Annotated in this window: 29 protein-coding genes, 1 pseudogene and 1 riboswitch; of the genes and pseudogenes, 3 read left to right on the forward strand and 27 right to left on the reverse strand. The window is 70.4% G+C overall.

What is annotated here, in order from left to right:
- Positions 1-223 precede the first annotated feature (223 nt).
- Together ACIOHC_RS27465 and ACIOHC_RS27470 are read left to right on the forward strand one after the other, a co-directional pair.
- Complete coding sequence (locus tag ACIOHC_RS27465) at positions 224-961, forward strand: ATP-binding cassette domain-containing protein (protein WP_351083148.1); 738 nt, start codon at positions 224-226, stop codon at positions 959-961.
- On the forward strand, positions 943-2,130 hold the full coding sequence (locus ACIOHC_RS27470) for a hypothetical protein (protein ID WP_401844340.1): 1,188 nt from the start codon (positions 943-945) through the stop codon (positions 2,128-2,130). Before ACIOHC_RS27465 ends, ACIOHC_RS27470 begins: the two co-directional genes overlap by 19 nt.
- Before the next feature lie 221 nt (positions 2,131-2,351).
- On the opposite strand, the gene ACIOHC_RS27475 is transcribed toward ACIOHC_RS27470, so the two are convergent.
- The 10 genes from ACIOHC_RS27475 to rpsB all read right to left on the reverse strand — a co-directional run bounded on the left by ACIOHC_RS27475 (position 2,352) and on the right by rpsB (position 12,962).
- Positions 2,352-2,804, reverse strand: a complete 453-nt coding sequence (locus tag ACIOHC_RS27475) for an SRPBCC domain-containing protein (protein ID WP_351083144.1) — start codon at positions 2,802-2,804, stop codon at positions 2,352-2,354.
- A gap of 203 nt (positions 2,805-3,007) precedes the next feature.
- The gene (locus ACIOHC_RS27480) at positions 3,008-4,033 is read right to left on the reverse strand and encodes an ABC transporter ATP-binding protein (RefSeq protein WP_401844342.1); all 1,026 of its coding nucleotides are present in this window, start codon (positions 4,031-4,033) and stop codon (positions 3,008-3,010) included.
- A 2-nt stretch (positions 4,034-4,035) separates the two neighbouring features.
- Positions 4,036-5,649 (reverse strand): ABC transporter permease, encoded by a 1,614-nt coding sequence (locus ACIOHC_RS27485; RefSeq protein WP_401844438.1) that lies wholly within the window; start codon positions 5,647-5,649, stop codon positions 4,036-4,038.
- Positions 5,650-5,804: 155 nt separating this feature from the next.
- The gene (locus tag ACIOHC_RS27490) at positions 5,805-6,917 is read right to left on the reverse strand and encodes a thiamine ABC transporter substrate-binding protein (RefSeq protein WP_351083140.1); all 1,113 of its coding nucleotides are present in this window, start codon (positions 6,915-6,917) and stop codon (positions 5,805-5,807) included.
- A 73-nt stretch (positions 6,918-6,990) separates the two neighbouring features.
- Positions 6,991-7,107, reverse strand: a riboswitch (TPP riboswitch).
- A 41-nt stretch (positions 7,108-7,148) separates the two neighbouring features.
- Positions 7,149-8,255, reverse strand: coding sequence for a 23S rRNA (adenine(2503)-C(2))-methyltransferase RlmN (gene rlmN / locus ACIOHC_RS27495; protein ID WP_401844345.1), 1,107 nt, complete (start codon positions 8,253-8,255; stop codon positions 7,149-7,151).
- A gap of 101 nt (positions 8,256-8,356) precedes the next feature.
- Positions 8,357-9,442 carry a phosphatidate cytidylyltransferase gene (locus ACIOHC_RS27500; protein ID WP_351083135.1) on the reverse strand — a complete coding sequence of 362 codons (1,086 nt, stop codon included), beginning with the start codon at positions 9,440-9,442 and terminating at the stop codon, positions 8,357-8,359.
- Complete coding sequence (gene frr, locus ACIOHC_RS27505) at positions 9,442-9,999, reverse strand: ribosome recycling factor (protein ID WP_351083133.1); 558 nt, start codon at positions 9,997-9,999, stop codon at positions 9,442-9,444. The genes ACIOHC_RS27500 and frr overlap by 1 nt, the downstream gene beginning before the upstream one ends.
- Positions 10,000-10,178: 179 nt before the next feature.
- The gene (gene pyrH / locus ACIOHC_RS27510; protein ID WP_351083131.1) at positions 10,179-10,955 is read right to left on the reverse strand and encodes a UMP kinase; all 777 of its coding nucleotides are present in this window, start codon (positions 10,953-10,955) and stop codon (positions 10,179-10,181) included.
- Positions 10,956-11,114: 159 nt separating this feature from the next.
- On the reverse strand, positions 11,115-11,951 hold the full coding sequence (gene tsf / locus ACIOHC_RS27515; protein WP_351083129.1) for a translation elongation factor Ts: 837 nt from the start codon (positions 11,949-11,951) through the stop codon (positions 11,115-11,117).
- Between the two features lie 102 nt (positions 11,952-12,053).
- Positions 12,054-12,962 (reverse strand): 30S ribosomal protein S2, encoded by a 909-nt coding sequence (gene rpsB, locus ACIOHC_RS27520; RefSeq protein WP_114246922.1) that lies wholly within the window; start codon positions 12,960-12,962, stop codon positions 12,054-12,056.
- A gap of 277 nt (positions 12,963-13,239) precedes the next feature.
- Here rpsB and ACIOHC_RS27525 point away from each other — a divergent pair.
- Positions 13,240-13,878, forward strand: a pseudogene (locus tag ACIOHC_RS27525) (M23 family metallopeptidase); the annotation flags it as partial.
- Positions 13,879-13,958: 80 nt separating this feature from the next.
- On the opposite strand, the gene ACIOHC_RS27530 reads toward ACIOHC_RS27525, so the two are convergent.
- The 17 genes from ACIOHC_RS27530 to ACIOHC_RS27610 all read right to left on the reverse strand — a co-directional run bounded on the left by ACIOHC_RS27530 (position 13,959) and on the right by ACIOHC_RS27610 (position 26,864).
- Positions 13,959-14,525 carry a helix-turn-helix domain-containing protein gene (locus ACIOHC_RS27530; protein WP_351083158.1) on the reverse strand — a complete coding sequence of 189 codons (567 nt, stop codon included), beginning with the start codon at positions 14,523-14,525 and terminating at the stop codon, positions 13,959-13,961.
- 117 nt (positions 14,526-14,642) lie between these two features.
- Entirely contained in the window at positions 14,643-15,479 is an 837-nt protein-coding gene (whiG, locus tag ACIOHC_RS27535; protein WP_351083127.1) for an RNA polymerase sigma factor WhiG, read from the reverse strand.
- A 242-nt stretch (positions 15,480-15,721) separates the two neighbouring features.
- Entirely contained in the window at positions 15,722-16,831 is a 1,110-nt protein-coding gene (gene dprA, locus ACIOHC_RS27540) for a DNA-processing protein DprA (RefSeq protein WP_351083156.1), read from the reverse strand.
- A gap of 149 nt (positions 16,832-16,980) precedes the next feature.
- Positions 16,981-18,606, reverse strand: a complete 1,626-nt coding sequence (locus ACIOHC_RS27545; RefSeq protein ID WP_351083125.1) for a YifB family Mg chelatase-like AAA ATPase — start codon at positions 18,604-18,606, stop codon at positions 16,981-16,983.
- Complete coding sequence (locus tag ACIOHC_RS27550) at positions 18,606-18,965, reverse strand: YraN family protein (RefSeq protein WP_365691389.1); 360 nt, start codon at positions 18,963-18,965, stop codon at positions 18,606-18,608. The genes ACIOHC_RS27545 and ACIOHC_RS27550 overlap by 1 nt, the downstream gene beginning before the upstream one ends.
- Positions 18,966-19,091: 126 nt before the next feature.
- Entirely contained in the window at positions 19,092-19,400 is a 309-nt protein-coding gene (locus tag ACIOHC_RS27555; RefSeq protein ID WP_003965949.1) for a DUF2469 domain-containing protein, read from the reverse strand.
- A 64-nt stretch (positions 19,401-19,464) separates the two neighbouring features.
- Positions 19,465-19,953 carry an NUDIX hydrolase gene (locus ACIOHC_RS27560; protein ID WP_401844349.1) on the reverse strand — a complete coding sequence of 163 codons (489 nt, stop codon included), beginning with the start codon at positions 19,951-19,953 and terminating at the stop codon, positions 19,465-19,467.
- The gene (gene lepB, locus ACIOHC_RS27565; RefSeq protein WP_351083115.1) at positions 19,943-20,689 is read right to left on the reverse strand and encodes a signal peptidase I; all 747 of its coding nucleotides are present in this window, start codon (positions 20,687-20,689) and stop codon (positions 19,943-19,945) included. Before lepB (ACIOHC_RS27565) ends, ACIOHC_RS27560 begins: the two co-directional genes overlap by 11 nt.
- A 51-nt stretch (positions 20,690-20,740) precedes the next feature.
- Positions 20,741-21,640, reverse strand: coding sequence for a signal peptidase I (lepB, locus tag ACIOHC_RS27570; protein ID WP_351083150.1), 900 nt, complete (start codon positions 21,638-21,640; stop codon positions 20,741-20,743).
- Positions 21,537-22,616 carry a signal peptidase I gene (lepB, locus tag ACIOHC_RS27575; protein ID WP_365691390.1) on the reverse strand — a complete coding sequence of 360 codons (1,080 nt, stop codon included), beginning with the start codon at positions 22,614-22,616 and terminating at the stop codon, positions 21,537-21,539. Before lepB (ACIOHC_RS27575) ends, lepB (ACIOHC_RS27570) begins: the two co-directional genes overlap by 104 nt.
- A complete protein-coding gene (gene lepB / locus ACIOHC_RS27580; protein ID WP_351083110.1) occupies positions 22,609-23,379 on the reverse strand; it encodes a signal peptidase I in 771 nt (256 codons plus the stop codon). Before lepB (ACIOHC_RS27580) ends, lepB (ACIOHC_RS27575) begins: the two co-directional genes overlap by 8 nt.
- A gap of 45 nt (positions 23,380-23,424) precedes the next feature.
- A complete protein-coding gene (gene rplS / locus ACIOHC_RS27585) occupies positions 23,425-23,775 on the reverse strand; it encodes a 50S ribosomal protein L19 (protein WP_351083108.1) in 351 nt (116 codons plus the stop codon).
- A gap of 167 nt (positions 23,776-23,942) precedes the next feature.
- Positions 23,943-24,764 (reverse strand): tRNA (guanosine(37)-N1)-methyltransferase TrmD, encoded by an 822-nt coding sequence (gene trmD / locus ACIOHC_RS27590; protein WP_351083106.1) that lies wholly within the window; start codon positions 24,762-24,764, stop codon positions 23,943-23,945.
- Positions 24,764-25,348: a ribosome maturation factor RimM gene (gene rimM / locus ACIOHC_RS27595; protein ID WP_351083104.1), complete on the reverse strand. Its 585-nt coding sequence runs from the start codon at positions 25,346-25,348 to the stop codon at positions 24,764-24,766. The genes trmD and rimM overlap by 1 nt, the downstream gene beginning before the upstream one ends.
- A 79-nt stretch (positions 25,349-25,427) precedes the next feature.
- Positions 25,428-25,667 (reverse strand): RNA-binding protein, encoded by a 240-nt coding sequence (locus ACIOHC_RS27600; RefSeq protein WP_020868149.1) that lies wholly within the window; start codon positions 25,665-25,667, stop codon positions 25,428-25,430.
- A 2-nt stretch (positions 25,668-25,669) separates the two neighbouring features.
- On the reverse strand, positions 25,670-26,113 hold the full coding sequence (gene rpsP, locus ACIOHC_RS27605; protein ID WP_351083101.1) for a 30S ribosomal protein S16: 444 nt from the start codon (positions 26,111-26,113) through the stop codon (positions 25,670-25,672).
- 157 nt (positions 26,114-26,270) lie between these two features.
- Positions 26,271-26,864, reverse strand: coding sequence for a hypothetical protein (locus tag ACIOHC_RS27610; protein WP_030928573.1), 594 nt, complete (start codon positions 26,862-26,864; stop codon positions 26,271-26,273).
- Between the last annotated feature and the right edge of the window lie 18 nt (positions 26,865-26,882).

Here is a 26,882-nt window from a genome sequence, read left to right on the forward strand (position 1 = left end):
GGGCTTGACCCTCGCTTGACCACCACATGACCGGCCTCCGCCGGTCGTTTCATACGGTCCACACGGCCCGGATGAGCCCATTCGAGTGGGAAGGGGCGCATCCGGGCCGTGTGCTGTGCCCACACCGCGGTTCGAATCCCTACGGTGCCGAGTGACCGATCGGCCCCCTCTTCGTTCCCCCGTACGGGGGACGGGAATTACGATCTGAACCGAGGTGTACGCCATGGTGGCCCCGCCGGACAACGACGTGATCTGGGCACGTTCCCTGCAGCACTCCCACAACGGCTCACCCGCGCTCGGCGGAGTCTCCGTGGGTGTCCGGGACGGCGAGATCCTCGCCGTGACCGGCCCCCGGGGCAGCGGCAAGACGACCCTGCTGCACTGCCTCTCGGGTCAACTGGTGCCCCAGCAGGGCGAGGTGTGGTTCAACAGCGTCCCCGTCCACACCATGGGCCCCCGGCTGCGCGAGCGGCTGCGCCGCGACAGGTTCGGCTGGATCGCCCCCGAGCCCCAGCTGGTGCCGGAGCTGAACACCTGGGAGAACGTCGCTCTTCCGCTGCTGCTGCGCGGCGCCTCGCACCGGGAGGCGAAGCGGACGGGCCTGGAGTGGCTGGAGCGGCTGGACATCGGCGGGTGCGCCAAACAGCGACCGCACACCCTGCCCCAGGGACAGCGCCAGCGGATCGCCGTGGCCCGCGCGCTGGCCGCCTCACCCGCCGTGATCTTCGCCGACGAGCCGACCGCGACCCTGCACCGCACCGACCGGACCCATGTGCTGCGCACCCTCACCAGCGCGGCCCGTTCGCACGGCATCACCATCGTGCTGGCCACCCACGACGCGGAGGTCGCCGCCCTCGCCGACCGCACCGTCCCGATGCTGGACGGCCGCCGCGTCGCCACCGTCGCCCTGCCCGCCGTATCCGATGCGGAGGGCCACGCGGCGTGCTCGCTCTCCGTCTAGCCCGGGGTTCCCACCCACTGGTCCTGATGCGGCGGCTGCTGGTCGCGGCCGCCTCCGCCGGAGTCGGCTTCCTGCTGCTGTGCGCCCTGGGCTACGCGTCGGGGCACCCCGCGCACTCCACCGGGGCCGTGCTGCGGCTGCTGTGGTGCTTCGTCCCGCTGGCCGCCACCGTGCAGTTCGCGGTCGCCGTGGCCCGTACGGACCCCAGTACCCGGCCGCGCACCGGACTGTCCGCCGTGGGCCTCGGACCGGTGAGGCTCACCGTGCTCGCCGCGGTCTCCACCGCCGTCTCCTGCACTCTCGGGTCCATGGTGGCGCTGCTTCTCTTCCTGCATCTGCGCGGTGATCTGTCCGGGCTGCCGTTCGACGGCGCGGCGGCCGGGATGCTCGACGCGGGCGCCCCGCTGCCACTCGCGGGCGTGCTCGTGCTGCTGGCCCTGGTCCCGGTGGCCGCGGCGACGGCGAGCGGGCTGGCGCTGCGCGGCCGGCCGTTCGCGACGGCGGCCGGGGACGACGACGCGTTTGCGGAGACCTCACCGGAGGCCGAGCCGCCCGCTCCGGCCGCTCCCCCGACCGGGCTGCCCTGGGGGGTGGCGCTGACCGCGGCCGGTCTCGCCGTCGAGGCGTACATGAGCGGCGGCGAGGGCCGGAGCCTGCTCCCGCTCCCCGGCAGGCTGGACGCCACCCCGGCCGGAGTGCTGGCGGGTTGGACGCTGACGGCGATCGGTCTGGCCATGGCCGGCCCCGGCCTGGCGTATCACTGCGGGCGGTTGCTGCAGGCGGTGCGCCCCGGTGCCGTGCGCCTGCTGGCGGGACGGGTGCTGATGGACGAGGCGCGCCGGATCGGCGGGCCGCTCGGGGTGGTCTCTGCGGTGCTCTCCGCGGTGATCGCCGCCTACGCGCTGTACGGAACGGGGCCGCGCCCCTTCGGCCCGCTCACGGCGCTCGGCGCGGTGCTCGTCCTCGGCTGTACGACGGCGACGCTGCTGACCTCGGCGCTGGAGGCGAGGCAGGACCGCACCCTGACGACGCGGGCGGTGCTGCGGCTCGGCGCCCCGATCTCGGCCCTGCGGTTCGCGACGGCGCTGCGCGCCGCCGCCCTGCTGGTAGTCTTCGCCCCGCTGACCTGGCTGATCGCCGAGCTGGCGGCGCTGCCGCTGACGGCCTGAGTCCACGTCTCCCGGCACGTCGGCCGGGAGACGTGGACACCGGCACCGCCCTGCCCGGGGACCGAGTCGCTCGCCACGTTCGGCGAGGTCGTGTCCTCGCACCGCCGTCGTCCGGCCGGGACCGGGCCGCCGGGCCCTCGTTCACCCCGCCGGTCACCGGGTGGACGACGGCCGCCCGGCCCCGTGACCGCTCGCCCGGCGGACCGGCGGCCGGGGCCGGTTCAGAGCGAGGCCAACCGGGTCACGAGCGCGTCGAAGAAGGCGTCCCAGCCGTCCTCGGCCGCCGCGTACTGCTCGGCCGTGAGGTTGCCGCCGCGCTGCGTGAAGACCATTTCGGTGGACTTGTCGCCGCGGTCGGTGAAAGTGACGGTGACGGTCTCGCCCTCGACGTCGGCGGGCGCGGTGGCGTCCTTCAGCGTGAAGACCAGCCGCTCGGGGGCGACCACCTCTCGGTAGACCCCGTGGAAGGGCATCTCGGTACCCGGCACCACGATGACCAGGCTCCAGGTACCGCCCGGCCGGACGTCCATCGACACCCGGTCGAGCGGAACCTCGGCGTCCCCGCCGTACCAGGCGGCGAAGTGCTCGGGTGTCGTCCAGGCCTCGAAGACCAGTTCCCGCGGGGCGTCGAGGACGCGGGTGATGTCGATGCCCTCGCGTGCTGACTCGGTCATTGTTCCCGTCCTTCCCGGAGTCCTTCCGGACCTTGCGCGTCTCCTCCCCCAGCTTGCACGCAGATCACTGCGCCGACCCGGCGCGTACCGTCCCCCGGCGCGCTCCGGCAGTTCCGGGCGCCGGGAAAGGGCGGGCCGGAGCGCCGGATGCGCCTCGGCCGGTCCAGTGAACGCGGTGCGGCCGGCGCCTGCCGCACGACCGGTCAGAGAACGGCGGGCAGGACGACGGTCTCCGCCGCGTCGAAGCCGACCCCCACCGTCGCGCCCTCCTCCGGCGCGTTCCGCAACGCGCACTCCGCCTCCAGGACCGGACCGCCCGGCGGCGTCAGCCGTACGGCGACATGGTTGCCCCGGAACGTACGCGTCCCGACCGTGCAGCGCAGCCCCTCGTCCGGGGCGCCGATCCGGACCCCGGCGGGGCGCACCAGCAGGTCGCACGCCCCCTGCGGCGAGCCCTCGGCCACCGGGACCCTGCCCCACACCGTGTCGGCGGCCGTACCGGACACCGTCGCCTCCACCACGTTGTCGAAACCGAGGAACCGGGCGACGAAGGCGGACGCCGGCCGCTGCCAGACCTCCAGCGGGGTCCCCACCTGCGCGATCCGCCCTTCGCGCATCACCACCACCCGGTCGGCCAGGGCGAACGCCTCGCCCTGGTCATGGGTGACGGCGAGCACCGTCGTGCCCAACCGCCCGAAGAGCGTCCGCAGTTCGACGACGAGCCGCTCGCGCAGGCCGCGGTCGAGCTGGCCGAGCGGCTCGTCCAGCATCAGCAGTTTCGGTCGCGGGGCGAGGGCCCGCGCGAGGGCCACTCGCTGCTGCTCACCGCCGGACAGCGCGGCGACGGCCCGGCGTTCCGCGCCGGGCAGGCCCACCAGGCCCAGGAGTTCCGCGACCCTGAGCTCCTGGTCCCGTCGCGAGACCCCGCGCATCCGCAGCCCGAAGGCGACATTCGCACCGACGTCCCGGTGCGGGAACAGCTGGTGGTCCTGGAACATCAGGCCGAGACCACGCCGGTGCACCGGCACCCCGGCCTGGTCCGCGCCGTCCAGCAGCACCCGGCCGCCGTCCGGCGGACGCAGCCCGGCGACCACCCGCAGCAGGGTCGACTTGCCGCTGCCGCTCGGCCCCAGCACGCACACGATCTCGTGCTCGGCGACGTCGAGGTCCACCCTGTCGAGCGCCGCCCGCTCACCGAAGCGAACCGTGGCCGATTCCAGTGTCAGCATCCCTAGAACTCCCCGGATCGGTCGGTACGGATACGTTCGAGCAGCAGCAGCGAGACGGCGCAGACCACCATCAGAATGGTGCTCAGCGCCATCGCCTGGCCGTAGTTGAGCTCCCCGGGCCGCCCCAGCAGGCGGGCCACGGCGACCGGCAGCGTCGGGCGGTCGGGCCGCGCGATGAACACCGTCGCGCCGAACTCACCCAGCGACACGGCGAACGCGAAGCCGGCCGCGACCAGCAACGCCCGCCGTACCAAGGGCAGATCGACCTCCCGCCAGGCCCGCAGCGGGGACGCCCCGAGCACCGCCGCCGCCTCCCGCAGCCGGCCGTCCACCGCCCGCAGGACCGGCAGCATCGTCCGTACGACGAAGGGCACACCGACCAGCGCCTGGGCCAGCGGCACCAGGATCCATGAAGTCCGCAGGTCCAGCGGCGGCTTGTCCAGCGTGATCAGAAAGCCGAAGCCCACGGTGACCGCGGAGACCCCGAGCGGCAGCATCAGCAACGCGTCGAAGCCGCGGACGAGCCGCCCGGCGCGCCGGGTCAGCGCCGCGGCGGCGAGCCCGCCGACGAACAGCGCGATGACCGTCGCGACCAGTGCGTACTGGATCGAGTTCCAGATCGCTTGAAGCGGTGCGACCAGGAACGTACCGCCGCCCGCGTCCACGGACTGCAGGGCACGGTAGAAGTCCAGGCCATGGCCCCCGGGAGTGTCCAGCGAGCGTTCCACCAGTACCCCGAGCGGCAGCAGTATCAGCAGCAGCACGGTCAGCAGCACCCCGCCGAGGAGCGACCACTGCCCGGCGCCGCGCGGCCTGCGGGCGGTCTGTGCCGGGTCGACCAGCTTCAGCGCGGTCTCCCTGCGCCGTACGGTCCACGCGTGCACGGCGAGGATCGCTCCGACGGCGGCGAACTGCACCAGCGTCAGTACGGCGGCCGTCGGCAGGGCGAGCAGTTGGGCGGTCTGCCGGTAGATCTCCACCTCCAGCGTGGCGTACCCCGGACCGCCGAGGATCTGCACGACCCCGAAGGAGGTGAAGGTGAAGAGGAAGACCATCAGCCCGGCGGCGGCCACGGCGGGTGCCAGGGCGGGCAGGGTGACCCGTCGCCAGGCGGCGAACCGTCCGGCGCCCAGTACCCGGGCGGCCTCCTCCTGCCGCGGGTCGAGCTGTGACCACAGCCCGCCCACGGTCCGTACGACCACCGCGTAGTTGAAGAAGACATGGGCGAGCAGAATCGCCCAGACCGTGGTGTCGAGCCGTACGCCCCAGAGCTGGTCGAGGAACCCGCCGCGCCCGAGCAGCGCCAGGAAGGCCGTCCCGACGACGACGGTGGGCAGGACGAACGGAATGGTGACGACCGCCCGCAGCAGTTGTTTGCCGGGGAAGTCGAGACGGGCGAAGACATAGGCGCCGGGCAACGCGATCAGCAGGGTCAGCGCGGTCGAGGCGAGCGCCTGCCAGGTGGTGAACCAGAGGACGTCACGGATGTCCGGCCGGGTCAGCACTTCGCCGATCCGGCCGAACTGCCAGACGCCGTCGGCCTTCAGCCCGCGGCCGACGATGGCGGTGACGGGGTAGGCGAAGAACAGCGCGAAGAACGCGACGGGCACGGCCATCAGACCGAGCCGCACCGCGTTCCCGCGCCACGCCTTCGCGCGCACCGGGTCCACGCGCCCGAAGCGGCCGCGCGGCTCCTCGCCACGCGTCCGCTGCTCGTCCCCCTCGGGCGCGCCCTTCCCGCCCGCGTCCGATCCGCGTACGGGAGTCTTCGCTACTTCACTACGAGCGAGGACCACGACTGGACCCACTGCTCACGGTTCTTGGAGATCCGATCAGGGGCAAGAGTCGTCGGCCTGTCGACCCTCGCACCGAACTTCGTGAAGAGCTCGGGCAGTTTCGCACCCTCGGTGACCGGGTTCACGAACATGTTGAGCGGCATGTCCTCCTGGAACCGCTTGCTGATCAGGAAGTCCAGCAGGGCCTTGCCGCCCGCCTCGTTCTTCGCACCGTTCAGCAGACCGGCGAACTCTATCTGGCGGAAGCAGGTCCCGGTGGCGACGCCGGTGGGGGCCTCGGCCGGCTGCGGCTTCGCGTAGAGCACCTCGACGGGCGGGCTGGAGGCGTACGAGACGACCAGCGGCCGGTCGGCCTTCGCCTTCCGGCCGCCCGCGGAGCCGGAGAACTCCTCGTTGTAGGCCTGCTCCCAGCCGTCGACGACCTTGACGCCGTTGCTCTTCAGCTTCTTCCAGTAGTCCTGGTAGCCCTTGTCGCCGTAAGTGGCGACGGTGCCGAGGAGAAAGCCGAGGCCGGGCGATGAGGTCGCGGCGTTCTCGGTGACGAGGAGGTTCTTGTACGCGGGCTTCGCCAGGTCGTCGAAGGAACGCGGCGGTGCCAGCTTCTTGTCGGCGAAGTACTTCTTGTCGTAGTTGACGCAGATGTCGCCGGTGTCGATCGGGGTGACCCGGTGCCCGGCGCCGTCCAGCCGCGTGTCGGCCGCCACCCGGTCGATGCCCTTCGCCTCGTACGGCGTGAAGAGCCCGCTGTCCAGGGCACGGGAGAGCAAGGTGTTGTCGACGCCGAAGAACACGTCGCCGCGCGGGGAACCCTTGGTCAGGATCTCCTGGTTGAGCGCGACACCGGCGTCGCCGCTCTTCAGCACCTTGACGGTGTAGCCGGTCTCCTTGGTGAACTCCTTCAGCACGTCCGGGGAGGCGTTGAAGGAGTCGTGGCTGACGAGCGTCACGGTCTTCGAGCCGGAGCCCTTCGTGCCGCCGGAACCGGAGGCGGACTTGTCGGAACTCCCGCATCCGGCCAGCGCCGTGACGCCGAGCGCGGCAGCGGCAGCAGTCGCCGCGAGCTGCTTGGTTCTGCGTGTGGTGCTCATTGTGGATTCCTCCTGGGTTTTGGCCAGGAAGAGACGCGGCCCCGCCCGCGCAATGCGGGCAGGGCGCAACAGCATGAGTTGATGACCGAACTTCCTACCCGGAATGACCCGGGCGAGGTTCAGAGGGTCTGCGGACGACCTGTCCTCGGTGCCGCACTCTCAGCGCTGTGGCGCTCCCCTGTCGGAATATGAAGTTGATTTCAGGCCCAGGTTACACGGGCCGTCCCGGCCTCAGCGCTCGGCCGCCGCCAGCTGTCCACAGGCTCCGTCGATCTCCTGGCCGCGGGTGTCCCGCACCGTCACCGGCACCCCGTGGGCCGCGATCGCCTCGACGAAGGCCTTCTCGTCCTCGGGCCGCGAGGCGGTCCACTTGGAGCCGGGCGTCGGGTTCAGCGGGATCAGATTGACGTGCACCCGCTTGCCCTTGAGGAGCCGGCCGAGCAGATCACCGCGCCACGCCTGGTCGTTGATGTCCCGGATCAACGCGTACTCGATGGAGACCCGGCGACCGGACTTCTCCGCGTACTCCCACGCCGCGTCCAGCACCTCGCGCACCTTCCACCGCGTGTTCACGGGGACGAGCGTGTCGCGCAGTTCGTCGTCCGGCGCGTGCAGGGACACGGCGAGACGGCACTTGAAACCCTCGTCGGCGAAGCGCAGCATCGCGGGCACCAGACCCACGGTGGAGACGGTGATCCCGCGCTGCGAGAGCCCCAGGCCGTCCGGCTCCGGGTCGGTCAGGCGACGGATCGCGCCGACCACCCGGTTGTAGTTGGCGAGCGGTTCACCCATGCCCATGAAGACGATGTTGGAGAGCCGTGCCGGGCCTCCGGGGACCTCCCCGTCGCGCAGGGCCCGCATGCCGTCCACGATCTGGTGAACGATCTCGGCGGTCGACAGATTGCGGTCGAGACCGGCCTGTCCCGTCGCGCAGAACGGACAGTTCATCCCGCATCCCGCCTGGGACGAGATGCACATCGTCACCCGCTCCGGGTAGCGCATCAGGACGGACTCGACGAGCGTCCCGTCGTGCAGCTTCCACAGCGTCTTACGGGTGGTGTCGTCGTCACAGCTGATGTGGCGGACCACGGACATCAGGTCGGGGAACATCGCCTCGGCGAGCTTGTCCCTCGAACCGGCCGGGATGTTGGTCCACTCGGCCGGGTCGCGCGCGTACCGCGCGAAGTAGTGCTGCGAGAGCTGCTGGGCGCGGAACGGCTTCTCGCCGATCGCGGCGACCGCTTCCTTGCGCTCGGCGGGCGTGAGGTCGGCGAGGTGCCGCGGCGGCTTCTTGGCTCCGCGGGGCGCGACGAAAGTGAGTTCTCCGGGCTTAGGCATGGTCCATCCAGTGTCGCAGACGCAACGATGAGGGCCCGCCGCCCTGTGGACGACGGACCCTCACGCATGAATGCCCAGGTCAGGACGGTGGATCTCGCAGATCAGCCGGAACCCACGAACAGCACCAGCAGCAGCCAGACCACCGGGGCGGTCGGCAGGAGCGAGTCCAGCCGGTCCATGATGCCGCCGTGCCCCGGCAGCAGCGTGCCCATGTCCTTGATGCCGAGGTCCCGCTTGATCATCGACTCGCCCAGGTCGCCGAGGGTGGCGCTGACCGCGACCGCGAGCCCCAGCACCAGCCCCTGCCACCAGGAACCGCCGTCGATCAGGAACTGCATGCACAGCGCCCCGGCGACCATCGCGAAGGCGATGGCCCCGAACAGCCCCTCGCGGGTCTTTCCGGGGCTGATGCGCGGCGCGAGCTTGTGCTTCCCGAAGCGCCAGCCGACGGCGTACGCGCCCGTGTCGCTGACCACGGTCAGCAGCAGGAAGGTGAGCACCCGCTGCGGCCCGTCGTCCGCGGTCAGGAGCATCGCGACGAAGGTCGCCAGGAACGGCACGTAGAACGCGGCGAACACACCGGCCGTGACGTCCTTGAGGTAGCCCTCCGGCGGCTCGGTCATCCGCCAGACGAGCACCGCGAGCGCGGTCAGCGCCATCGCCACCCAGGCACCCTCGGCGCCCCGGGCGTACCCGGCCACCACCATCGCCGCGCCACCGACCGCAAGCGGAACGAGCGGCGCCTTGATGCCCTTGCGCTCCTCCAGCCGCGAGGTGAGCTCCCAGAGCCCCACGACGACGGCGACGGCGATCACACCGACGAAGACGGCCTTCACGATGAACAGCGAGGCGACGATGACGGCGCCGAGCCCCACACCGACCCCTATGGCGGCTCGCAGATCACGGCCCGCACGTTTCTTCTGCGGGGGCGGTGGCGCGGTGGACATGGGCTCCTGCGGCTTCTCGTCACGGAACAGGGGGCCACCGCTCAGGCGTGCGGCCCCCTGGCCCCGGTCATCAGGGTCGTCAGCGTCTCTACCTGCGTCGGGAACGTCCGGCACGACGGGCATGGGCCGAGTCTGCTGGGCGTCATGCACATCGTATGCAGGACCCGCCGGGGCGGCCTGCATCTCGGGCGCACCCCAGCGACCGGCTCCCTGTGGGGCGCCCCGGGAAGAGTCGTTCATCAGACTTCGAGCAGCTCGGCTTCCTTGTGCTTGAGCAGCTCGTCGACCTGTGCGACGTACTTCGCGGTGGTGTCGTCGAGCTCCTTCTCCGCGCGACGCACCTCGTCCTCGCCGGACTCCTTGTCCTTGACCAGCTTGTCGAGGGTCTCCTTGGCCTTGCGGCGCACGGCCCGGATGGAGATCTTCGAGTCCTCGGCCTTCGACTTCGCGACCTTGATGTAGTCGCGACGACGCTCCTCGGTGAGCTCCGGGAAGGTGACCCGGATGATATTGCCGTCGTTGCTCGGGTTGACGCCCAGGTCCGAGTCACGGATGGCCTGCTCGATGTTGCGCAGCGCGCTCTTGTCGAACGGCGTCACGACGGCCATGCGCGGCTCGGGCACCGAGAACGAGGCGAGCTGGTTGATCGGGGTCAGCGCGCCGTAGTAGTCGGCGACGATCTTGTTGAACATCGCCGGGTGCGCACGGCCGGTACGGATCGCGGCGAAGTCTTCCTTCGCGACGACGACGGCCTTCTCCATCTTCTCCTCGGCCTCAAGGAGGGTTTCTTCGATCACCACGTGCTCCTGCGTGTCTTGAGTGGGCCCGGCTGCTCGGGCCCGGCGGGTCCTGCGTCGCGTCCTCACCTGCACGGTGTCCGACCGGCAGGCCGTTGTCCATCCTTCGGGACCTGTACCGGTGTGTTCCCGGCAGGCCCCGGACCCTCCCGTCGCTTCCCGGGAAGGTCCCCCGGTTCTCAGGTCCGGGTGCCCTGGTCACTCACGAGCGTGCCGATCTTCTCACCCTTGACCGCACGGGCGATATTGCCCGTCGCGGTCAGCTCGAACACGAGGATCGGCAGCTGGTTGTCGCGGCAGAGCGTGATGGCGGTGGCGTCGGCGATCTTGAGATCGCGGGCGAGCACCTCGCTGTACTCGAGCGCGTCGAACTTCACCGCGTCGGGGTTGGTCTTCGGGTCGGAGTCGTAGACCCCGTCCACCCCGTTCTTGCCCATCAGCAGCCCCTGGGCGTCGATCTCCAGGGCGCGCTGGGCGGCAGTGGTGTCGGTGGAGAAGTACGGCATCCCCATACCGGCGCCGAAGATGACGACGCGGCCCTTCTCCAGGTGGCGCACGGCGCGCAGCGGGATGTACGGCTCCGCGACCTGCCCCATGGTGATGGCGGTCTGCACGCGTGAGTCGATGCCTTCCTTCTCCAGGAAGTCCTGGAGAGCCAGGCAGTTCATGACCGTGCCGAGCATGCCCATGTAGTCGGACCGGGCCCGGTCCATGCCGCGCTGCTGGAGCTCGGCACCGCGGAAGAAGTTGCCGCCGCCGATGACGACCGCGATTTCCGCACCGTCGCGGACGACTGCCGCGATTTCCCGGGCGATGGCGTGCACGACGTCGGGGTCGACACCGAGACCCCCGCCGCCGGCGAACGCCTCTCCGGACAGCTTCAGCATGAAGCGTCCGGGCACCTTGCCGTCGTCGCGCTTGTGGTCACCTTTTGCGGCGTCCGCGCCCTTGTTCATGGAGATTCTCCTCGTGCACATACGAAGAAGGCCATTGCCGGTGGGTCTGGTGTTCCCCTGCGGCAATGGCCTCCTCGTCAGATCTGCGGTCGTACGGCATGTGTGCGGCCGACGACTGCACTAGACCCTATCGGGGTCCACCGTTGTTCGCGGACGGACTCAGATGCCGACCTTGATGCGCGAGAAGCGCTTCAGGGTGACACCGGCCTCGTCCAGAACCTTCTGGACGGACTTCTTGTTGTCCTTGGCGAACGCCTGCTCCAGGACGACGACCTCCTTGAAGAAGCCGTTGACGCGACCCTCGACGATCTTCGGAAGGGCGGCCTCGGGCTTGCCCTCCTCGCGAGAGGTGGCCTCGGCGACACGACGCTCGTTCTCGACCGTCTCGGCCGGGACCTCGTCACGGTTGAGGTACTTCGGGGCGAAGGCGGCGATGTGCTGCGCGACGTCCTTGGCGACCTCGGCGTTCTCCTTGTCGAGCTCGACCAGGACACCGACCTGCGGCGGGAGGTCGGGCATCGTGCGGTGCATGTACGCAGCCACGTAACCACCGGTGAACTGCGCGAAGCGGTCCAGAACGATCTTCTCACCGAGGTTGGCGTTGGCCTCGTCGACGTACGCCTGGACGGTCTTGCCGGCCTCGATCTCGGAGGCGAGCAGCGCGGCCAGGTCGGCCGGCGAGGTCGCGGCGACGTGGGCGGCGAGCGTGTTGGCGACGGTCTGGAACTTCTCGCCCTTGGCGACGAAGTCCGTCTCGCACTTCAGCTCGAGCAGGACGCCGGAGGTCTTGTCCTCGGAGATGAGGGAGACGACGGCACCGTTCTCGGCAGAACGGCCCTCGCGCTTGGCGACGCCCTTCTGACCCTTGATACGGAGCTCCTCGACGGCCTTGTCGACGTTGCCGTCGGCCTCGTCGAGCGCCTTCTTGCAGTCCATCATGCCGGCGCCGGTCAGCTCGCGGAGCTTCTTGACGTCAGCGGCGGTGTAGTTCGCCATGAGTCTGTGTTTCTCTCTCGAAGTCTGAAAGATCTACGGGTGAACGGCGGGGGCGGTGCCCGTGGCACCGGCCCCGCCGTCATTCAGCCGTGACGGAGGTTGTCAGGCCTGCTCGGCGTCCGCGGCCGGGGCCTCGGCGGCGGGGGCCTCGGCAGCGGCCTCGGCCGGCGTCTCGGCGGCGTCCGCGACCTTCTCGGTCTCGGCAGAGGTCTGCACCTCGGTGTCGGCCTTCTTGTCGCCCTCGAGCAGGTCGCGCTCCCACTCGGCGAGCGGCTCACCGGCGGCCTTCTCGCCCGGCTTCGAGTCACCGGTGGCGGCACCGGAACGGGCGATGAGGCCCTCGGCGACGGCGTCGGCGATCACGCGGGTGAGCAGGGTGACGGAGCGGATCGCGTCGTCGTTGCCCGGAATCTTGTAGTCGACCTCGTCGGGGTCGCAGTTGGTGTCGAGGATCGCGACGACCGGGATGTGGAGCTTGCGCGCCTCACCGACGGCGATGTGCTCCTTCTTGGTGTCGACGATCCAGACGGCGCTCGGCACCTTCTGCATCTCGCGGATACCACCGAGGGTCTTCTCCAGCTTGGCCTTCTCGCGGGAGAGGACCAGGAGCTCCTTCTTGGTGAGGCCGGAGGCGGCCACGTCCTCGAAGTCGATGAGCTCGAGCTCCTTCAGACGCTGAAGGCGCTTGTAGACGGTGGAGAAGTTGGTGAGCATGCCACCGAGCCAACGCTGGTTGACGTACGGCATGCCGACGCGCGTCGCCTGCTCGGCGATGGCCTCCTGGGCCTGCTTCTTGGTACCGACGAACATGATGGAGCCGCCGTGGGCGACGGTCTCCTTGACGAACTCGTAGGCGCGGTCGATGTACGACAGCGACTGGAGCAGGTCGATGATGTAGATGCCGTTGCGCTCGGTGAAGATGAAGCGCTTCATCTTCGGGTTCCAGCGACGGGTCTGGTGACCGAAGTGGACGCCGCTTTCCAGCAGCTCCCGCATCGTGACGACGGCCATGGCCGTACTCCTTGAGGTGCTCGGTTGTCGCGACCGCAGGATTGCTGTCGCGCCTGACGCCCCGACGCGCCGTGCCACGAGGGACCGAGGAGCGCGGCCACCGTCCGCAGAGAGGGAGGTGGCGGGGCGTGCGAAGTCGACCCGGTGACCCGGATCGCCATAGGAAGTGTACGGGACGGGTCGGGTGCCGGGTGACGGCGCTGTCCACAACCGGTCGGTAGTCCACAGATCCGGTTCATGATCCCCGCGATTCCGCGCGGCGCGGGACGGTTCTGCCATGCGATGCACAACCGATCCGACCGTGCCCCGCCTCGGGCACGGACTGCGCTCTACGGCCGCGGCGGCCGCGCTCGTGGTGGTCGCCCTTCTCGCGGTGCTGTGCGGCACGCGGGCCGTGGCAGCCGAAGCGCCTCCACCGACGCCGCCTCCCTCACCCGTGCCCGCACCCGTACCGGTGCCCCGGCCGGACGGTGCGCGGTCGTGGCCGCTCGCCGGGCGACCCGTGGTCGTGAGCGGGTGGGAGCCGCCCGCCGACACTTACGGGCGGGGCCACCGCGGGGTCGATCTCGCCGCGGGGCCGGGCACGCGGGTGCTCGCCGCGGCCTCGGGGCGGGTCTCTTTCGCAGGACGTGTGGCGGGGCGCGGGGTGATCGCGGTCGAAGTGGCCGGGACCGGCGAACCACCGCTGCGGACCACGTACGAGCCGGTACGCGCGCTGGTCACGAAGGATGAGCGGGTGACGGCGGGGCAGGTCGTGGCGATCGTGGAGCCGGGCCCCTTCCACTGCACGTCGGGCTGTCTGCACTGGGGGCTGCGGCGCGGTGACACGTATCTGGATCCGCTCTCGCTGCTGCCGCCCGCACTGCTGCGGCGCGGTCCGTCCCGGCTGCTGCCGGTGTTCGGCGTACCGGAACCCCGGCCCTCCGCCGACGGGGCCGGGAACGGACTCGCCGTCTCCGGCGCTCTGCCCGTCATCGCCGCGGCAGGGCGCCGCCGTCAGTCCCGCACGCCTCGCACGCCTCGCAGGACCATGGCCACGGCGGTGTCCGCGATCACGGCCGGCCCCTCCGCCACGCCGAGTTCGATGCGCCGGACCGCGGCGTCCACCGAGCCCTGCAGCAGCATCGCCGCCAGCCTCGGCTGTTCATGGCCGAGATCGCCGAGCGCCTCGACGATCATCGCGATCAGCCCGCCGTGTGCGGCCCTGATCTTCTCGCGTGCGCCCGCGTCCAGTTCGCTCGCCGAGATCGCGACGACCGCTCGATGGCGGCGGTCCCCGACGAGGTCCAGCTGTCGGCGCACATAGGCCTCGATCTTGCCCTCGGGCGTGGTGGCCTGCTCCATCGCGTTCTCGACCTCGGCCGCCCAGACGGGGAAGTCGACGGCGCAGAGCTCTTCGACGACGGCCGCCCGGGAGCGGAAGTACTCGTAGACGGAGGACCGGGCGAGGCCCGTGCGTTCGGCAAGGGCGGGGAAGGTCAACGCCTCCGTACCGCCCTCGGACAGCAGGGAGCGGGCGGCGTCCAGGAGGGCGCCGCGCTGCATGGTCCGGTGCTCGGCCACGGAGGCCGCTCGAATCCTGGGCACGCGTCCACTCTACGGCGACCCGTGTTCGAGAGGGGGCGTACGGCTCCGATCGACGGCCGAAGCGGACCGCGCCCGCGTCGGGCGTCCGTGGTCTCAGCGCCCCGCGTCGGCCAGTTTCGCGCGCAGTTGCAGCACCGATTTGGTGTGGATCTGGCTCACGCGGCTCTCGGTGACGCCGAGGACATTGCCGATCTCGGCGAGAGTGAGGCCCTCGTAGTAGTAGAGGGTGACGACCGTCTTCTCGCGTTCCGGAAGCGTGTTGATCGCTCGGGCGAGCAGCCGTCTGAGCTCACGGTCCTCGGCGACCTCCACCGGATCGTCGGCGGCGGTGTCCTCCAGCGTGTCCATCAGGCTCAGCCGGTCGCCGCCCTCGCCGCCGACGTGCAGCAGTTCCTCCAGCGCCACCACGTTCGCCAGCGACAACTGGCTGAAAACCGCGTGCAGTTCCTCCAGCGCGATGCCCATCTCCGCAGCCACCTCCGGCTCGGAAGGGGTGCGCCGCAGCTGGGCCTCCAGCGTGGCGTAGGCACGCTCCACCGCCCGCGCCTTCTGGCGCACCGAGCGCGGGATCCAGTCCAGCGCACGGAGTTCGTCGATCATCGCGCCCCGGATACGGGTGATCGCGTACGTCTCGAACTTGATCGCGCGCTCGATGTCGAACTTCTCGATCGCGTCGATCAGTCCGAACACCCCCGAGGAGACGAAGTCCGCCTGCTCGACGTTGGAGGGCAGGCCCACGCTCACCCGGCCCGCGACGTACTTCACCAACGGCGAGTAGTGCAGGATCAACTGCTCCCGCAGCCGCTCGTCGCCCGTGGACTTGTATGAACGCCACAACTCGTCGAGCGAGGAGGGGGCGGCGGGGCGCACAGTGCCACGCGCAGCCGGTGGTACTGCCGCGCGGTCAGACCCGGAGGTGTGCTGGGGCATGTGGTGCCTTGAGCCGTTCTGCCGTGAAGTGCTGGAGGACTTGTGTGTGAGTCGGAATCCTTGTGAGCGTAGCGTGACTGAGGCGTCGCGGTCCGCGCAGGACGGCGGATCGGCGCTGTGCGATCCCGGCCGGTCGGCCATGACTGGGGTCCGGGACCGCCGCCTCGCGCGTCGGCCCCGGAGGCGTCGCTGAAGGATCCGCCGAGGTCATCGGCATCACCTTTTCACCCGAATGCTCCAGGTCAAGTACCGCCTCGCCGCGCGTCGCCATTGCATGTCGGTCGCGGCGTCAACCGCCATCCGTCGCCATCGCGTTCGACGAACCCCAGTGAGTGCAGTTCGTACAGCCTGCCGAGCGCTTCATCGGCGCCGGTTCCCGCGGCGCGGGCCACGTCCCGCCCGCTGGCGGCGCCGCGGGACGGCAGCGCGTCGAGGACCCTGGCGGAGACCGCGTCCAGCAGATCCCTGGGGTGGACGGGACCGTGTCTGGGCGGAGCCAACTCACCGATGTCCCCCACCAGCTCGGCGACTTCCGCGGCATCCGTCACCAGGACGCCCTCCCCTCGGAGGAGCTCATGGACCCCTGCCGACAGACCGCTGGTGGCAGGGCCCGGCACCCCCATGGTGAACCGGCCGAGCCGCTGCGCGCAGCGTGCGGTGACCAGAGAACCGCTGCGGTACTGGGCCTCGACCACGACCGTCCCGCGCGTCAACGCGGCGATGACCCGGTTCCGAAGAACGAATCTACTGCGGGTCGGATGATCGGATGGTGGCAATTCACCGATGACGAGCCCCTGTTCCGCCATCCGCCCGATCAGCTCGGCGTGTCCCCGCGGATAGGCGACGTCCACCCCGCAGGCGAGGACCGCCATCGTCGCCCCTTTGACCGCGAGCGCCCCACGATGCGCGGCCCCGTCCACCCCGAACGCCGCCCCCGACACGACGACCCACCCCAGCTCGGCGAGCCCGGAGCCGAGACTCGCCGCCATGTGCGAGCCGTACGGTGTGCAGGCGCGGGCGCCGACCACGGCGACCGAGCGCAGCGCCCAGAGCCGCAGATCACGCGGCCCCCGCACCCAGAGGCCGATCGGCCTGCTGTCCCCCAGGTCGTCGAGCTGACTGGGCCACTCCAGCTCGCCGGGACAGACGAACCGACCGCCGAGCGCGGCGACCGTCGCCAGGTCCCGTTCGGGATCGACCTTCTCGGCCCGCAACCGGTATCCGTCGAGACGTTTCGGCGTCATCCGGCTCAGTTGCTCCGCGGTCCCGTCCCTGGTGGTGATCCGCCGCATCAGTTCGACGGCGCCGCACTCGCGCAGCCAGCGTCCGCCCCGCTCGTCCCCCGGTTCCATGACGCGGGTCAGTGCGGCCCGTGCCACCCGTTCCCGATCGCTCACCGCCGCTCCCGGCCGGCTCGGGGGTCCCGGCACCGTGCCATGCTCCGAGGGCCGCCCAGGAAGGTCTCCCGGTTCCTGCTCCCGGCCGCTGTCGGGGCGGGGCGTCATGACACCCCGGCCTTCTCCGCTGCGCCCCGTGGAATCCCGGTCCGCAGTTCCAGTGCCACCGCGATGTCGGAGGCTTCCGGACGGTCGGCGCCGCGCAGATCGGCGACCGTCCACGCGACCCTGAGCACCCGGTCCAGGCCGCGCGCGGTGAGCAGGCCCCGCTCCATGTCCCGCTCGGCCTCCATGAGCGCGCCCGGTGCCGCGGCCAGCCTGGTGCGCAGCTCATGGCCGGGCACCTCGCTGTTGGTCGTCCACGCGGTGCCGGCCAGCCGGTCCGCGGCCCGCGCCCTGGCCTCCCGGACCCGGGCCGCCACCGTGGCCGTCGACTCTCCCCTGCCGCCCTGCCCCATCAGGTCACGACGCCCGACCGGATCGACGCCCACCCGGAGATCCACCCGGTCGAGCAACGGCCCGGAGAGCCTCGCCTGGTAACGCCTGACCGTCGAGGGCGGGCAATCGCAACCGGCGCCGCTGCGGGTGTGCCGTCCGCACGGGCAGGGATTGGCGGCGAGGACCATCAGGAACCTGGCGGGCAGCCGCACCACCCCGGCGCTGCGGGCCACCACCACGTGCCCCGACTCCAACGGCTGGCGCAGCGCGTCGAGCGCCCGCACGGAGAACTCCGGCGCCTCGTCCAGAAAGAGAATCCCCCGGTGCGCCAGGGAGACCGCACCGGGTCGCGGCAGCCCGTTGCCCCCGCCGACCAGGGACTGCATCGTCGCCGAGTGGTGCGGTGCGCAGTACGGCGCCCGGGTGACCAATGGTTCCCCGGGCGGCAGGATGCCCGCCACCGAGTGCACCGCGGTGACCTCCAGCGACTCCTTCCTGGTCAGCGCCGGCAGGATCGCCGACAACCGCTCGGCCAGCATGGTCTTGCCGGCGCCGGGCGGTCCGGAGAGCAGCAGGTGGTGACCGCCCGCCGCGGCGACCTCCAGTGCCTTGCGCGGCCCTTCCTGCCCCGCCACGTCCGCCAGGTCCGGTGGGCTGCCGGCACCGGGGCCGGCCCCCCGGGCGAGCCCGGTGCCCATACCCGCACCGGGCACCATGAGCCCGGCCAGCATGGCGTCGGGCCGCCCCTCGTCGCAGGACACCCGCTCGTCCGGCACCGGCTCGTCGCACAGGACCGCGATCAGTTGCCGCAGGCTCCGCACCCCGAGCACCGAGACCCCGGGCACCAGCGCCGCCTCCTCCGCGGTCTGCTCGGCCACGACGACCTGGCGGTACCCGGCCTCCGCCGCGGCCAGCACAGCGGGCAGCACGCCGCGCACCGGCCGCACCCGGCCGTCGAGCCCGAGCTCACCGATCATCACCACATCGGCGATGGCCGCCGGATCGATCCGCTCGGCGGCACCCAGCACCGCGCAGGCGACCGCGAGATCGAAACCGGAACCGCTCTTCGGTACGGAGGCGGGCGACAGCCCCACCGTGAGCTTCTTCTGCGGCCACTCGGCCCCGGAGTTCACGACCGCGGCCCTGACCCGGTCCCGGCTCTCCACCAGGCTCTTGTCCGGCAGCCCCACCAGGGTGAACGCGGCCACGCCCGCCTCCAGGTCCGCCTGGACCTCCACCACCACGCCCTCGACGCCGACGAGCGCCACCGAACACGCCCGCGCGAACCCCATCAGGCCACCCCGCGCGCATGCTCGGCGACGGGCGCTCCTCGCCTGGGCAGCAGCACGCCGACCAGATCGATCCGCACCCCGCCGGGTGGCGGGCCGCCGTGCCCGTGGAGCCAGATCCCGGCCAGCCTGCGCAGCCGCTCCGCCTTGACCGGTGTGACGGCCGCCATCGGATGCTCGAAGGCGCCCGCCCTCCGGGTCTTCACCTCGCAGACCACGAGTGTGTCGCCGTCCATCGCGACGATGTCGATCTCACCGGCGCGACAGCGCCAGTTCCGTTCCAGGACGGACAGGCCCGCGTCGGTCAGCAGCCGCGCCGCCAGATCCTCGCCGTACCGCCCGAGTGCCCCCCGTGCGTTCATATCGGCACCACCTCCGGGACCGACTCTGGCGTGTTCGGTCCCGGCCGGTGGATCTTGGTGGACAAGTCCGCGATTGTGGATAACCCAGCCACCCGGGAGTGGGAATCACCCTCCGGAATGCGGGGCTCAGCCGCCCGGAAGTTCGAGATCGCTCTTGTTGAGCTCCTCGATGTTGACGTCCTTGAACGTCAATACCCGTACCTGCTTGACGAAGCGTGCGGGCCGGTACATGTCCCAGACCCAGGCGTCCGCCATGGATACTTCGAAGAACACCTCGCCCTGAACCGAGTGCACCTGCATCTCGTAGTCGTTGGTGAGGTAGAAGCGCCGTTCGGTCTCGATCACGTATTTGAACAGACCGACGACATCTCGGTACTCCCGGTAGAGCTTCAGCTCCATCTCGGTCTCGTACTTTTCGAGGTCCTCGGCGCTCATTGGCATGTTCCCCTTCAGCCGTGCGTGCCCCCATTGTGCGCCAGACCCGGGCACCCCCGGGCGCTTAGGCGATTTCGGGGGCCAGAACCATTGGCGTACTCGGAGGCCCCTCGGCGAGCAGCGTGCGCAGCAGCTCGGCGAGCCTGGTCGGGTACACCGTCTCACGCGCCGCCGACAGTTCGGCGGAGGTCCACCACCTCAGGCCCGCGACGCTGCGCTGCTCCAGCCCGGTCAGACCGCGCGTGTCGGTGGCGGTCTGTGTCGTACGTGCCAGGTAGTACCACTCGTCCTGGTCCCAGCGGCGGCCGTCGAAGGGGAACGAGCACATCCGCTGCCAGAGCAGCGGGCCCAGCTCGACGTCGGTGATCCCGGTTTCCTCGGCGAGTTCGCGCAGCGCGGCCTGTTCCCGGGTCTCGTCGCCCTCCAGACCGCCACCGGGGGTGAACCACCAGGTGCTCGCAGGGTCCTCCGGTTCGAACCCGTGCATCAGGAGAATGCGGTCGTCGGAGTCCAGCAGCACCACACGGGCGACCTTCCGTTTCTCAGTGCGCACCGGTGGTCACCCGTTCGCTCTTCTTCCGTGCCGACCGCGCGGACCATGTCTTGAGCGGACCGTACGCCGCTCCGCCGAGGATGAGCACCGCACCCACCGCCACGGCACCGAGCTGCAGCCTCAGCGGTCCGGGCGACGACACCCCGCCGGGGAGGGAGGCGAAGGCCTGCGGTCGCCCGATCATGCCGTTCAGCGGCCAGGCGACGGCGTCCACCCTGGCCTGGACCGCGCTGCGCGGCACGGATCCCTGTCCCGGGTCGTCCAGATGGACCCGCGAGTCCAGCGAAGCGCTGCGTTCGTCCCCGAGCAGGAAGAGCTGTCCCTTGGGCACATCCGCCGTGAAGTCGGTCATCGAGGCGAGGTTCTTCGTGTGCAGATACGGTTCCTCAATGGGTTTGCCGTTGACCGCGAGCCGGCCCTTGTCGCAGCAGGCGATCGTGTCGCCGCCGATCCCCACCACCCGCTTCACCATCGGCATGTCGCCCCACGTCGGATCGGTGAAGACCACCACGTCGCCGCGTCGCACCTCGCTGCCGTCGATCCGCTCCGCGAGCACCCGGTCGCCGGCGTGCACCGTCGGTGTCATCGACTCGGTCGGCACGGTGTACGGCTTGTACACCACGGCCGCCCAGGCGAAGCCGCCGAGGAAGAGCACACAGCCGACGGCCACGGCCAGCCCCGACAGTCTGCTGCCGAGCCGACCGTGGCCGTCACCCGTACGTCCTGTTCCACTCATCCCAGCGTCCCCCACCTCGGAGATCGACAATCGCTGATCCGAGTCGGCACCCTACCCGGCGGTACGTCCGCTGGTCAGCCTCTTGCGACGCCACATCACGAGGGGCACCGCACCGGCTACACCGAGTGCTCCGGGGGCCAGACCCATCGCCGCGTTGATTCCCGGCTGGTCGAAGGTCTTCGGGACCGGCAGGGTCGCCCAGCGGTTGATCGGCCACGCCACGACGATGGCCCGGCCGACGACCTCCTTGTTGGAGACCGTGCCGCCGCCCGGCAGCCCCTGGTGGTAGCGGGAGTCGAGGGAGTTCTGGCGGTGGTCGCCCATCACCCAGATGCGCCCCTCGGGCACATTGATCGGCCCGAACGGCTCGTCATTGCAGGGCGTGTTCCCCGGGAAGATGAACGACTTGTCGTCCAGTGCCTTGCCGTTGACCACGACCGGGCCGTCCTTCTTGCACTCCACCGTGTCGCCGCCGACCGCGATGACCCGCTTGATCAGGTCCTTCTCCTCGGCGGACGGCATCAGCCCGATGAAGCTGAGGAACTTCTGCACCACATTCGGATTGCTCGTCTGGGTGCTCTCCAGCCAGCCGCCCGGGTCGTGGAAGACCACGACCTCGCCGCGCTTGGGCTCCGCGCCGAACCACGGTGTCAGCTTGTCGACCAGCACCCGGTCGCCCCGCTGCAGGGTGTTCTGCATCGAGTCCGAGGGGATCGAGAATGCCTGCACCAGAAACGTCTTGATCAGCAGCGCGAGAACCAACGCGATACCGATGAGCAGAGGCAGCTCCTTCCAGAAGGAGCGCGGCTTCTTCAGAGCCGAATCACCACCGCCCGGGGAGTCGCCGTCACTCCCCGCGCCGTCCGCCGCCGTTCCGGCGGACTCGACATTCTCCGGATTGCCCGGCCGGTCCTCGGGTTCCCCGTGTCCGGATCGCGCGCCGACCGCCAAATCCCCCACATCCACTCCTTACTCCGTGCCACCGCCCGCGCCCTAGCCGGTGCAGGCCCACCACTCCCATAACGAGCGGGAGTTCCGCAGGGGTCGGGAGAGGGATCATTCCATTGGGATCCTTGGACGACACACTATTCGACGGGCCCGACCCAGCAGCCGTCCCGGCGCGCGCGTCAGGGACCGAGTCGAATGTCGCCGGTTCCTCCAGTTTTCGCCAGTGGCCGAAGGGCCAGGCGATGACCACGGCCCGTCCCACGACCTCGTCCTCGGAGACCGTGCCGTGCTCGGGCTCGTCCAGGTGGTAGCGCGAATCGGCCGAATTGGACCGGTGGTCGCCCATCACGAAGATCCGTCCGGCCGGAACCTTTACCTCGAATTTGATGAGGGAGGGCGGATTGCCGGGGTGCAGATACGGCTCGTCGAGCGGCACGCCGTTGACGGTGATCCGGCCGTCCTTGTCACAGCACTTCACCGTGTCGCCGCCGACCGCGACCACCCGCTTGATCAGATCCTGCTCGTCGTCGGAGGGCAGCAGCCCGATGAACGTCAGCGCTTCCTTCACCTGCTTGACGACGACGGGCGAGTCCTTCTTGCCAGCGTTCTCCTGGTTCAGCCAGTTCCCCGGGTCCTTGAAGACGACGACGTCGCCGCGCTCGGGCCTGGACCCGAACCAGGGCGTCAGCTTGTCCACGAGCACCCGGTCGCCGATCCGGATGGTCTGTTCCATCGATCCCGACGGGATCACGAACGCCTGCACCAGGAAGGTCTTGAGCACGAGCGCGATCAGCAGCGCCACGATGATGAGCAGCGGGATCTCCCGCACGGCCGAGCCGCGCCGCCGCCGTCTGACCTTGCGTGCCAGTCTGCGCCGCTCCGCCCTGGTCGGCAGTGAGCGCGCGGCCGTCGGCCCGGTGCCGGCCGACAGCGGTATCTCCGGGTCGGCCCCGCCGTCCCGCCGCCCGCGGCTACCCATGGGCCCGGCCCGGCGCCCGCACCCCGGCGAAGGCGGCGCTGTCCGGCAGCGGGCCCAGCCGGCCCAGCGGCCAGCCGATCCAGTCCACCCGGCCGATCACCCGGTCCACCGGGACCATGCCGCCGCCCGGTTCTCCCAGGTGGTCGCGCGAGTCGCGGGAATTGCTGCGGTGGTCGCCCATCATCCACAGCGTGCCGTCGGGGACGACGATGTCGAAGCGCACCCGGGACGGCACGTCTCCCGGATACAGGTAGTCCTCGTCGACGGGACGGCCGTTCACCTCGATCCTCCCGCGCCTGTCGCAGCAGACCACCCGGTCGCCGCCCACACCCACCACCCGCTTCACGTAGTCGGTCTCGGCGGGCCTCACCAGGCCGAGGGACGCTGCCGCGCCGTGCAGCAGTCCGGTGACGGGATTCTCCCGCGGCGCCTCCTGCACGAAGGAGCCGGCGCCGTCGAAGACCACCACGTCGCCGCGCTGCGGCACGGAGCCGAAACGGTACGCCAATTTGTTCACCAGCACCCTGTCCCCCACCCGCAGGGTGGACTCCATCGAGCCGCTGGGAATCAGGAAGGGCTGCACCACGAAGGCGCTGAGCAGCAGTACGAAGACCGCGCAGACCGCGCCGAGCGCGGCGGTCCGCCGCCACGACAGCGAGGCGGTCAGCCGGTCCGGGATACGCGAGAAGCGCGACCCCTCCTCCGACCCTGTTGCGGGTGCGGAGGAGCGGTCGCGCTCCGAGGGCTTGGCTTCCGTGTCCATCGGGGCCAGAGCTTATCCGGCCGTCCTGTGGACCTGGGAGCTAGCTCAGTTGTCGCGCTTCTCCTTGATCTTCGCGGCCTTGCCGCGCAGCTCACGGAGGTAGTACAGCTTGGCGCGACGGACGTCACCGCGGGTGACGAGCTCGATCTTCTCGAAGATCGGGCTGTGCACCGGGAAGGTGCGCTCCACGCCGACGCTGAAGGAGACCTTGCGGACCGTGAAGGTCTCGCTGACGCCGGAGCCCTGGCGGCGGATGACCACGCCCTTGAACTGCTGGATACGGGAGCGGTTGCCCTCGATCACTCGCACGTGGACGTTGACGGTGTCACCGGGGCGGAACGCCGGGACGTCGGTACGCAGCGATGCGGCGTTGACGTCGTCGAGCAGGGAAGCCATGTTGTCTGCTTTCTTCGCCGATGCCACAGGTCATCGACGGGAGGTAGTGAGGAGCTGGAGGCGCTGATCGCGCCGGACGGGCGTCGGGACCGTTCCCCATGCACATGGAGAACACGGCGGTCGCTTCCCCCTGTGGCAGGGGCGCACGTCGGACGTACAGCAGCGGCCTATTCTTCCACGGCCTCGGGCCTGCGCCAAAATCGGCCCCCGGGCTCCGGTGACCAGCCGAGGATGGAGAGGATCTCGCGGTCCTTCTTGTCGAAGCCGCTCGCCTCGCAGCGTTCGATGAGATCGGGCCGGTTGAGTGCCGTACGACGGAACGCCTCGTCCCGCCGCCAGCGTGCGATCTTCCCGTGGTGACCGCTGAGCAGGACGTCCGGGATGCCCCGGCCGCGCCACTCGGGCGGCTTGGTGTAGACGGGCCCCTCCAGGAGATTGGCCATCTCGCCGGGGGCGAAGGAGTCGTCCCGGTGCGACTCGGCGTTCCCGAGCACGCCGGGCAGCAGCCGGGCCACGGCTTCGGTGATCACCAGCACCGCGGCTTCCCCGCCGGCCAGCACGTAGTCACCGATGGACACCTCGACGACCGGCATCCGGGTCGCGTACTCGTCCATCACCCGGCGGTCGATGCCCTCGTAGCGGGCCGGAGTGAAGACCAGCCACGGCCGTTCGGAGAGCTCGACGGCGAGTTCCTGGGTGAACGGACGGCCACTGGGTGTGGGGACCACGAGCACCGGGGAGTGCGCTCCGGCCTCGTACCCGCCCGCCAGGGCGTCGTCCAGCGCCTCGCCCCACGGCTCGGTCTTCATGACCATGCCGGGGCCGCCGCCGTACGGGGTGTCGTCGACCGTGTTGTGCCGGTCGTACGTCCAGTCCCGCAGATCGTGGACGTGCACATCGAGGCGACCGCGCGCGCGGGCCTTGCCGACGAGCGAGACGTTCAGCGGTTCCAGGTACTCCGGGAAGATCGTGACGACGTCGAGGCGCATCAGACGTCCTTCCCGGACTCGGGCGTCCCGTCCGTGTCGCCCTCTTCGTCGCGCGAGGAGGCGATCACGGCCTGGCTCTCGTCGATCAGTCCGGGCGGCGGGGCGATCACCGCGCGCTGCTCCGCAAGATCGATCTCGGTGACGATCTCCTCGACGAACGGGATCATCACCTCGCTGCCGTCCGGCCGCTCCACGATGAAGAGGTCCTGGGACGGCAGATGTGTGATCTCCGTGATCCGGCCGATTCCGGTGCCGTCGGCCAGGACCACGTCGAGGTCCATGAGCTGATGGTCGTAGAACTCCTCGGGGTCCTCGGGGAGTTCCGCCGGGTCGACCTCGGCGATCAGAAGTGTGTTGCGCAGGGCCTCGGCAGCCGTACGGTCGCGTACGCCCTCGAACCGGAGCAGCAGCCGTCCGCTGTGCACCCGGCCGGTCTCGATCGTGAGCGGTCCGGCGCCGGCCGGTTCGGTGGCGAGTACGGCTCCGGGCGCGAGCCGCAGCTCGGGCTCGTCCGTACGCACCTCGACGGTGACCTCGCCCTTGATGCCGTGGGCACGGCCGATCCGCGCGACTACCAACTGCACCTTGTGTCTCTCCTGTCATACGACGACGGGCCGGGGCGGGCGCTTGGCCCTCCCCGGCCCGTGCCGGTGTTCAACTCTGTCAGCGAACCTGATCCACATCGACGAGGTCGACGCGGATGCCACGGCCGCCGATGGCGCCCACGACGGTACGCAGTGCGCGCGCGGTGCGGCCGTTGCGGCCGATCACCTTGCCGAGGTCGTCGGGGTGGACCCGGACCTCAAGCACGCGACCACGGCGCAGGTTGCGCGAGGCGACCTGCACTTCGTCGGGGTTGTCGACGATGCCCTTCACGAGGTGCTCGAGAGCCTCCTCGAGCATGCTCAGGCCTCGGTCGACTCGGCGGCCGCAGCCGCGTCAGCAGCCTCGTCCGCCTTCTTGTCGGACTTCTTCGACTTCTGCGTGATGGCCTCGCCCTTGGACTCCTCGCCGCCGTCCTTGGCCAGGGCCTCGAACAGGGCGCGCTTGTCCGCCTTGGGCTCCGGCTGCAGCAGCGGCGCGGGGGCCGGGAGACCCTTGTGGGCCTGCCAGTCACCGGTGAGCTTCAGGATCGCGAGAACCGGCTCGGTCGGCTGGGCACCGACGGACAGCCAGTACTGCGCACGCTCCGAGTTGACCTCGATGCGCGAGGGGTTCTGCACCGGGTGGTACAGGCCGATCTCCTCGATGGCCCGGCCGTCACGGCGGGTACGGGAGTCGGCGACGACGATGCGGTAGTGAGGCGAACGGATCTTGCCCAGACGCTTCAGCTTGATCTTGACTGCCACGGAAGTGGTGTCTCCTGGTCTATGACGTGGTTGGGCACAACGAAGATGCCACGTGGGGTTGCGGTACTCGGGTGCCCGATGGACGCGTCAGCCGGAGGAGAGAGGGGTCCTGTGCGACTGTCGAGTACAGCTAGCCATTGTGCCACACCGCATCGGGTCACCCCACCGCGACCGCGGCTTCCGGGATGCGGAACGGCTTTCCGCAGCCGCCGCAGACGATCGGCGCCTGCGCCAGGACCGACGGGACGACCCGCACATTGCGTCCGCAGTCGCAGACGGCCTTGACGCGGACGCCTCCGCCGGAGGAACCGTGCCGGGCGGCCGGCCCGCGGAAGGAACGCTTGGTGTCGGCGGCGGTGGCGACCGTGTGCGCCTTGAGGGCGCGCTGCAGCCGCTCGATCGTCGGCCGGTACCTGCGCTTGGCCTCGGGGTTGAGCGTGACCAGGGAGAAGCCACTGCTGGGATGGGGCTCCTCGGCATGGTCGAGGCCCAGCTCCTCGGCGATCGCGAGGAATCGACGGTTGTGGTAGCGGCCGGCCCGCGAGGTGTCGCGGACACCTCTCGCGGCGGCGATGCCATGGACTGCCTCATGCAGCAGTCGCTCGAAGGAGAGTTCGGCGCCACAGGCGGACGAGGACTCTCCGATCAGGGACTCGGGCGCGGCTAGATCCGGCAGCTCGGGGTGGTACCGCTGAATGTCGGCCCACGCCTGCGCCAGCTCTGCGGCAAGTACAGGTGGTGTCGTGCTCACGTCGTGACAACGAGCGCG

This window comes from Streptomyces sp. NPDC088252, assembly GCF_044740965.1.
In the GTDB taxonomy this organism is placed as follows: domain Bacteria; phylum Actinomycetota; class Actinomycetes; order Streptomycetales; family Streptomycetaceae; genus Streptomyces.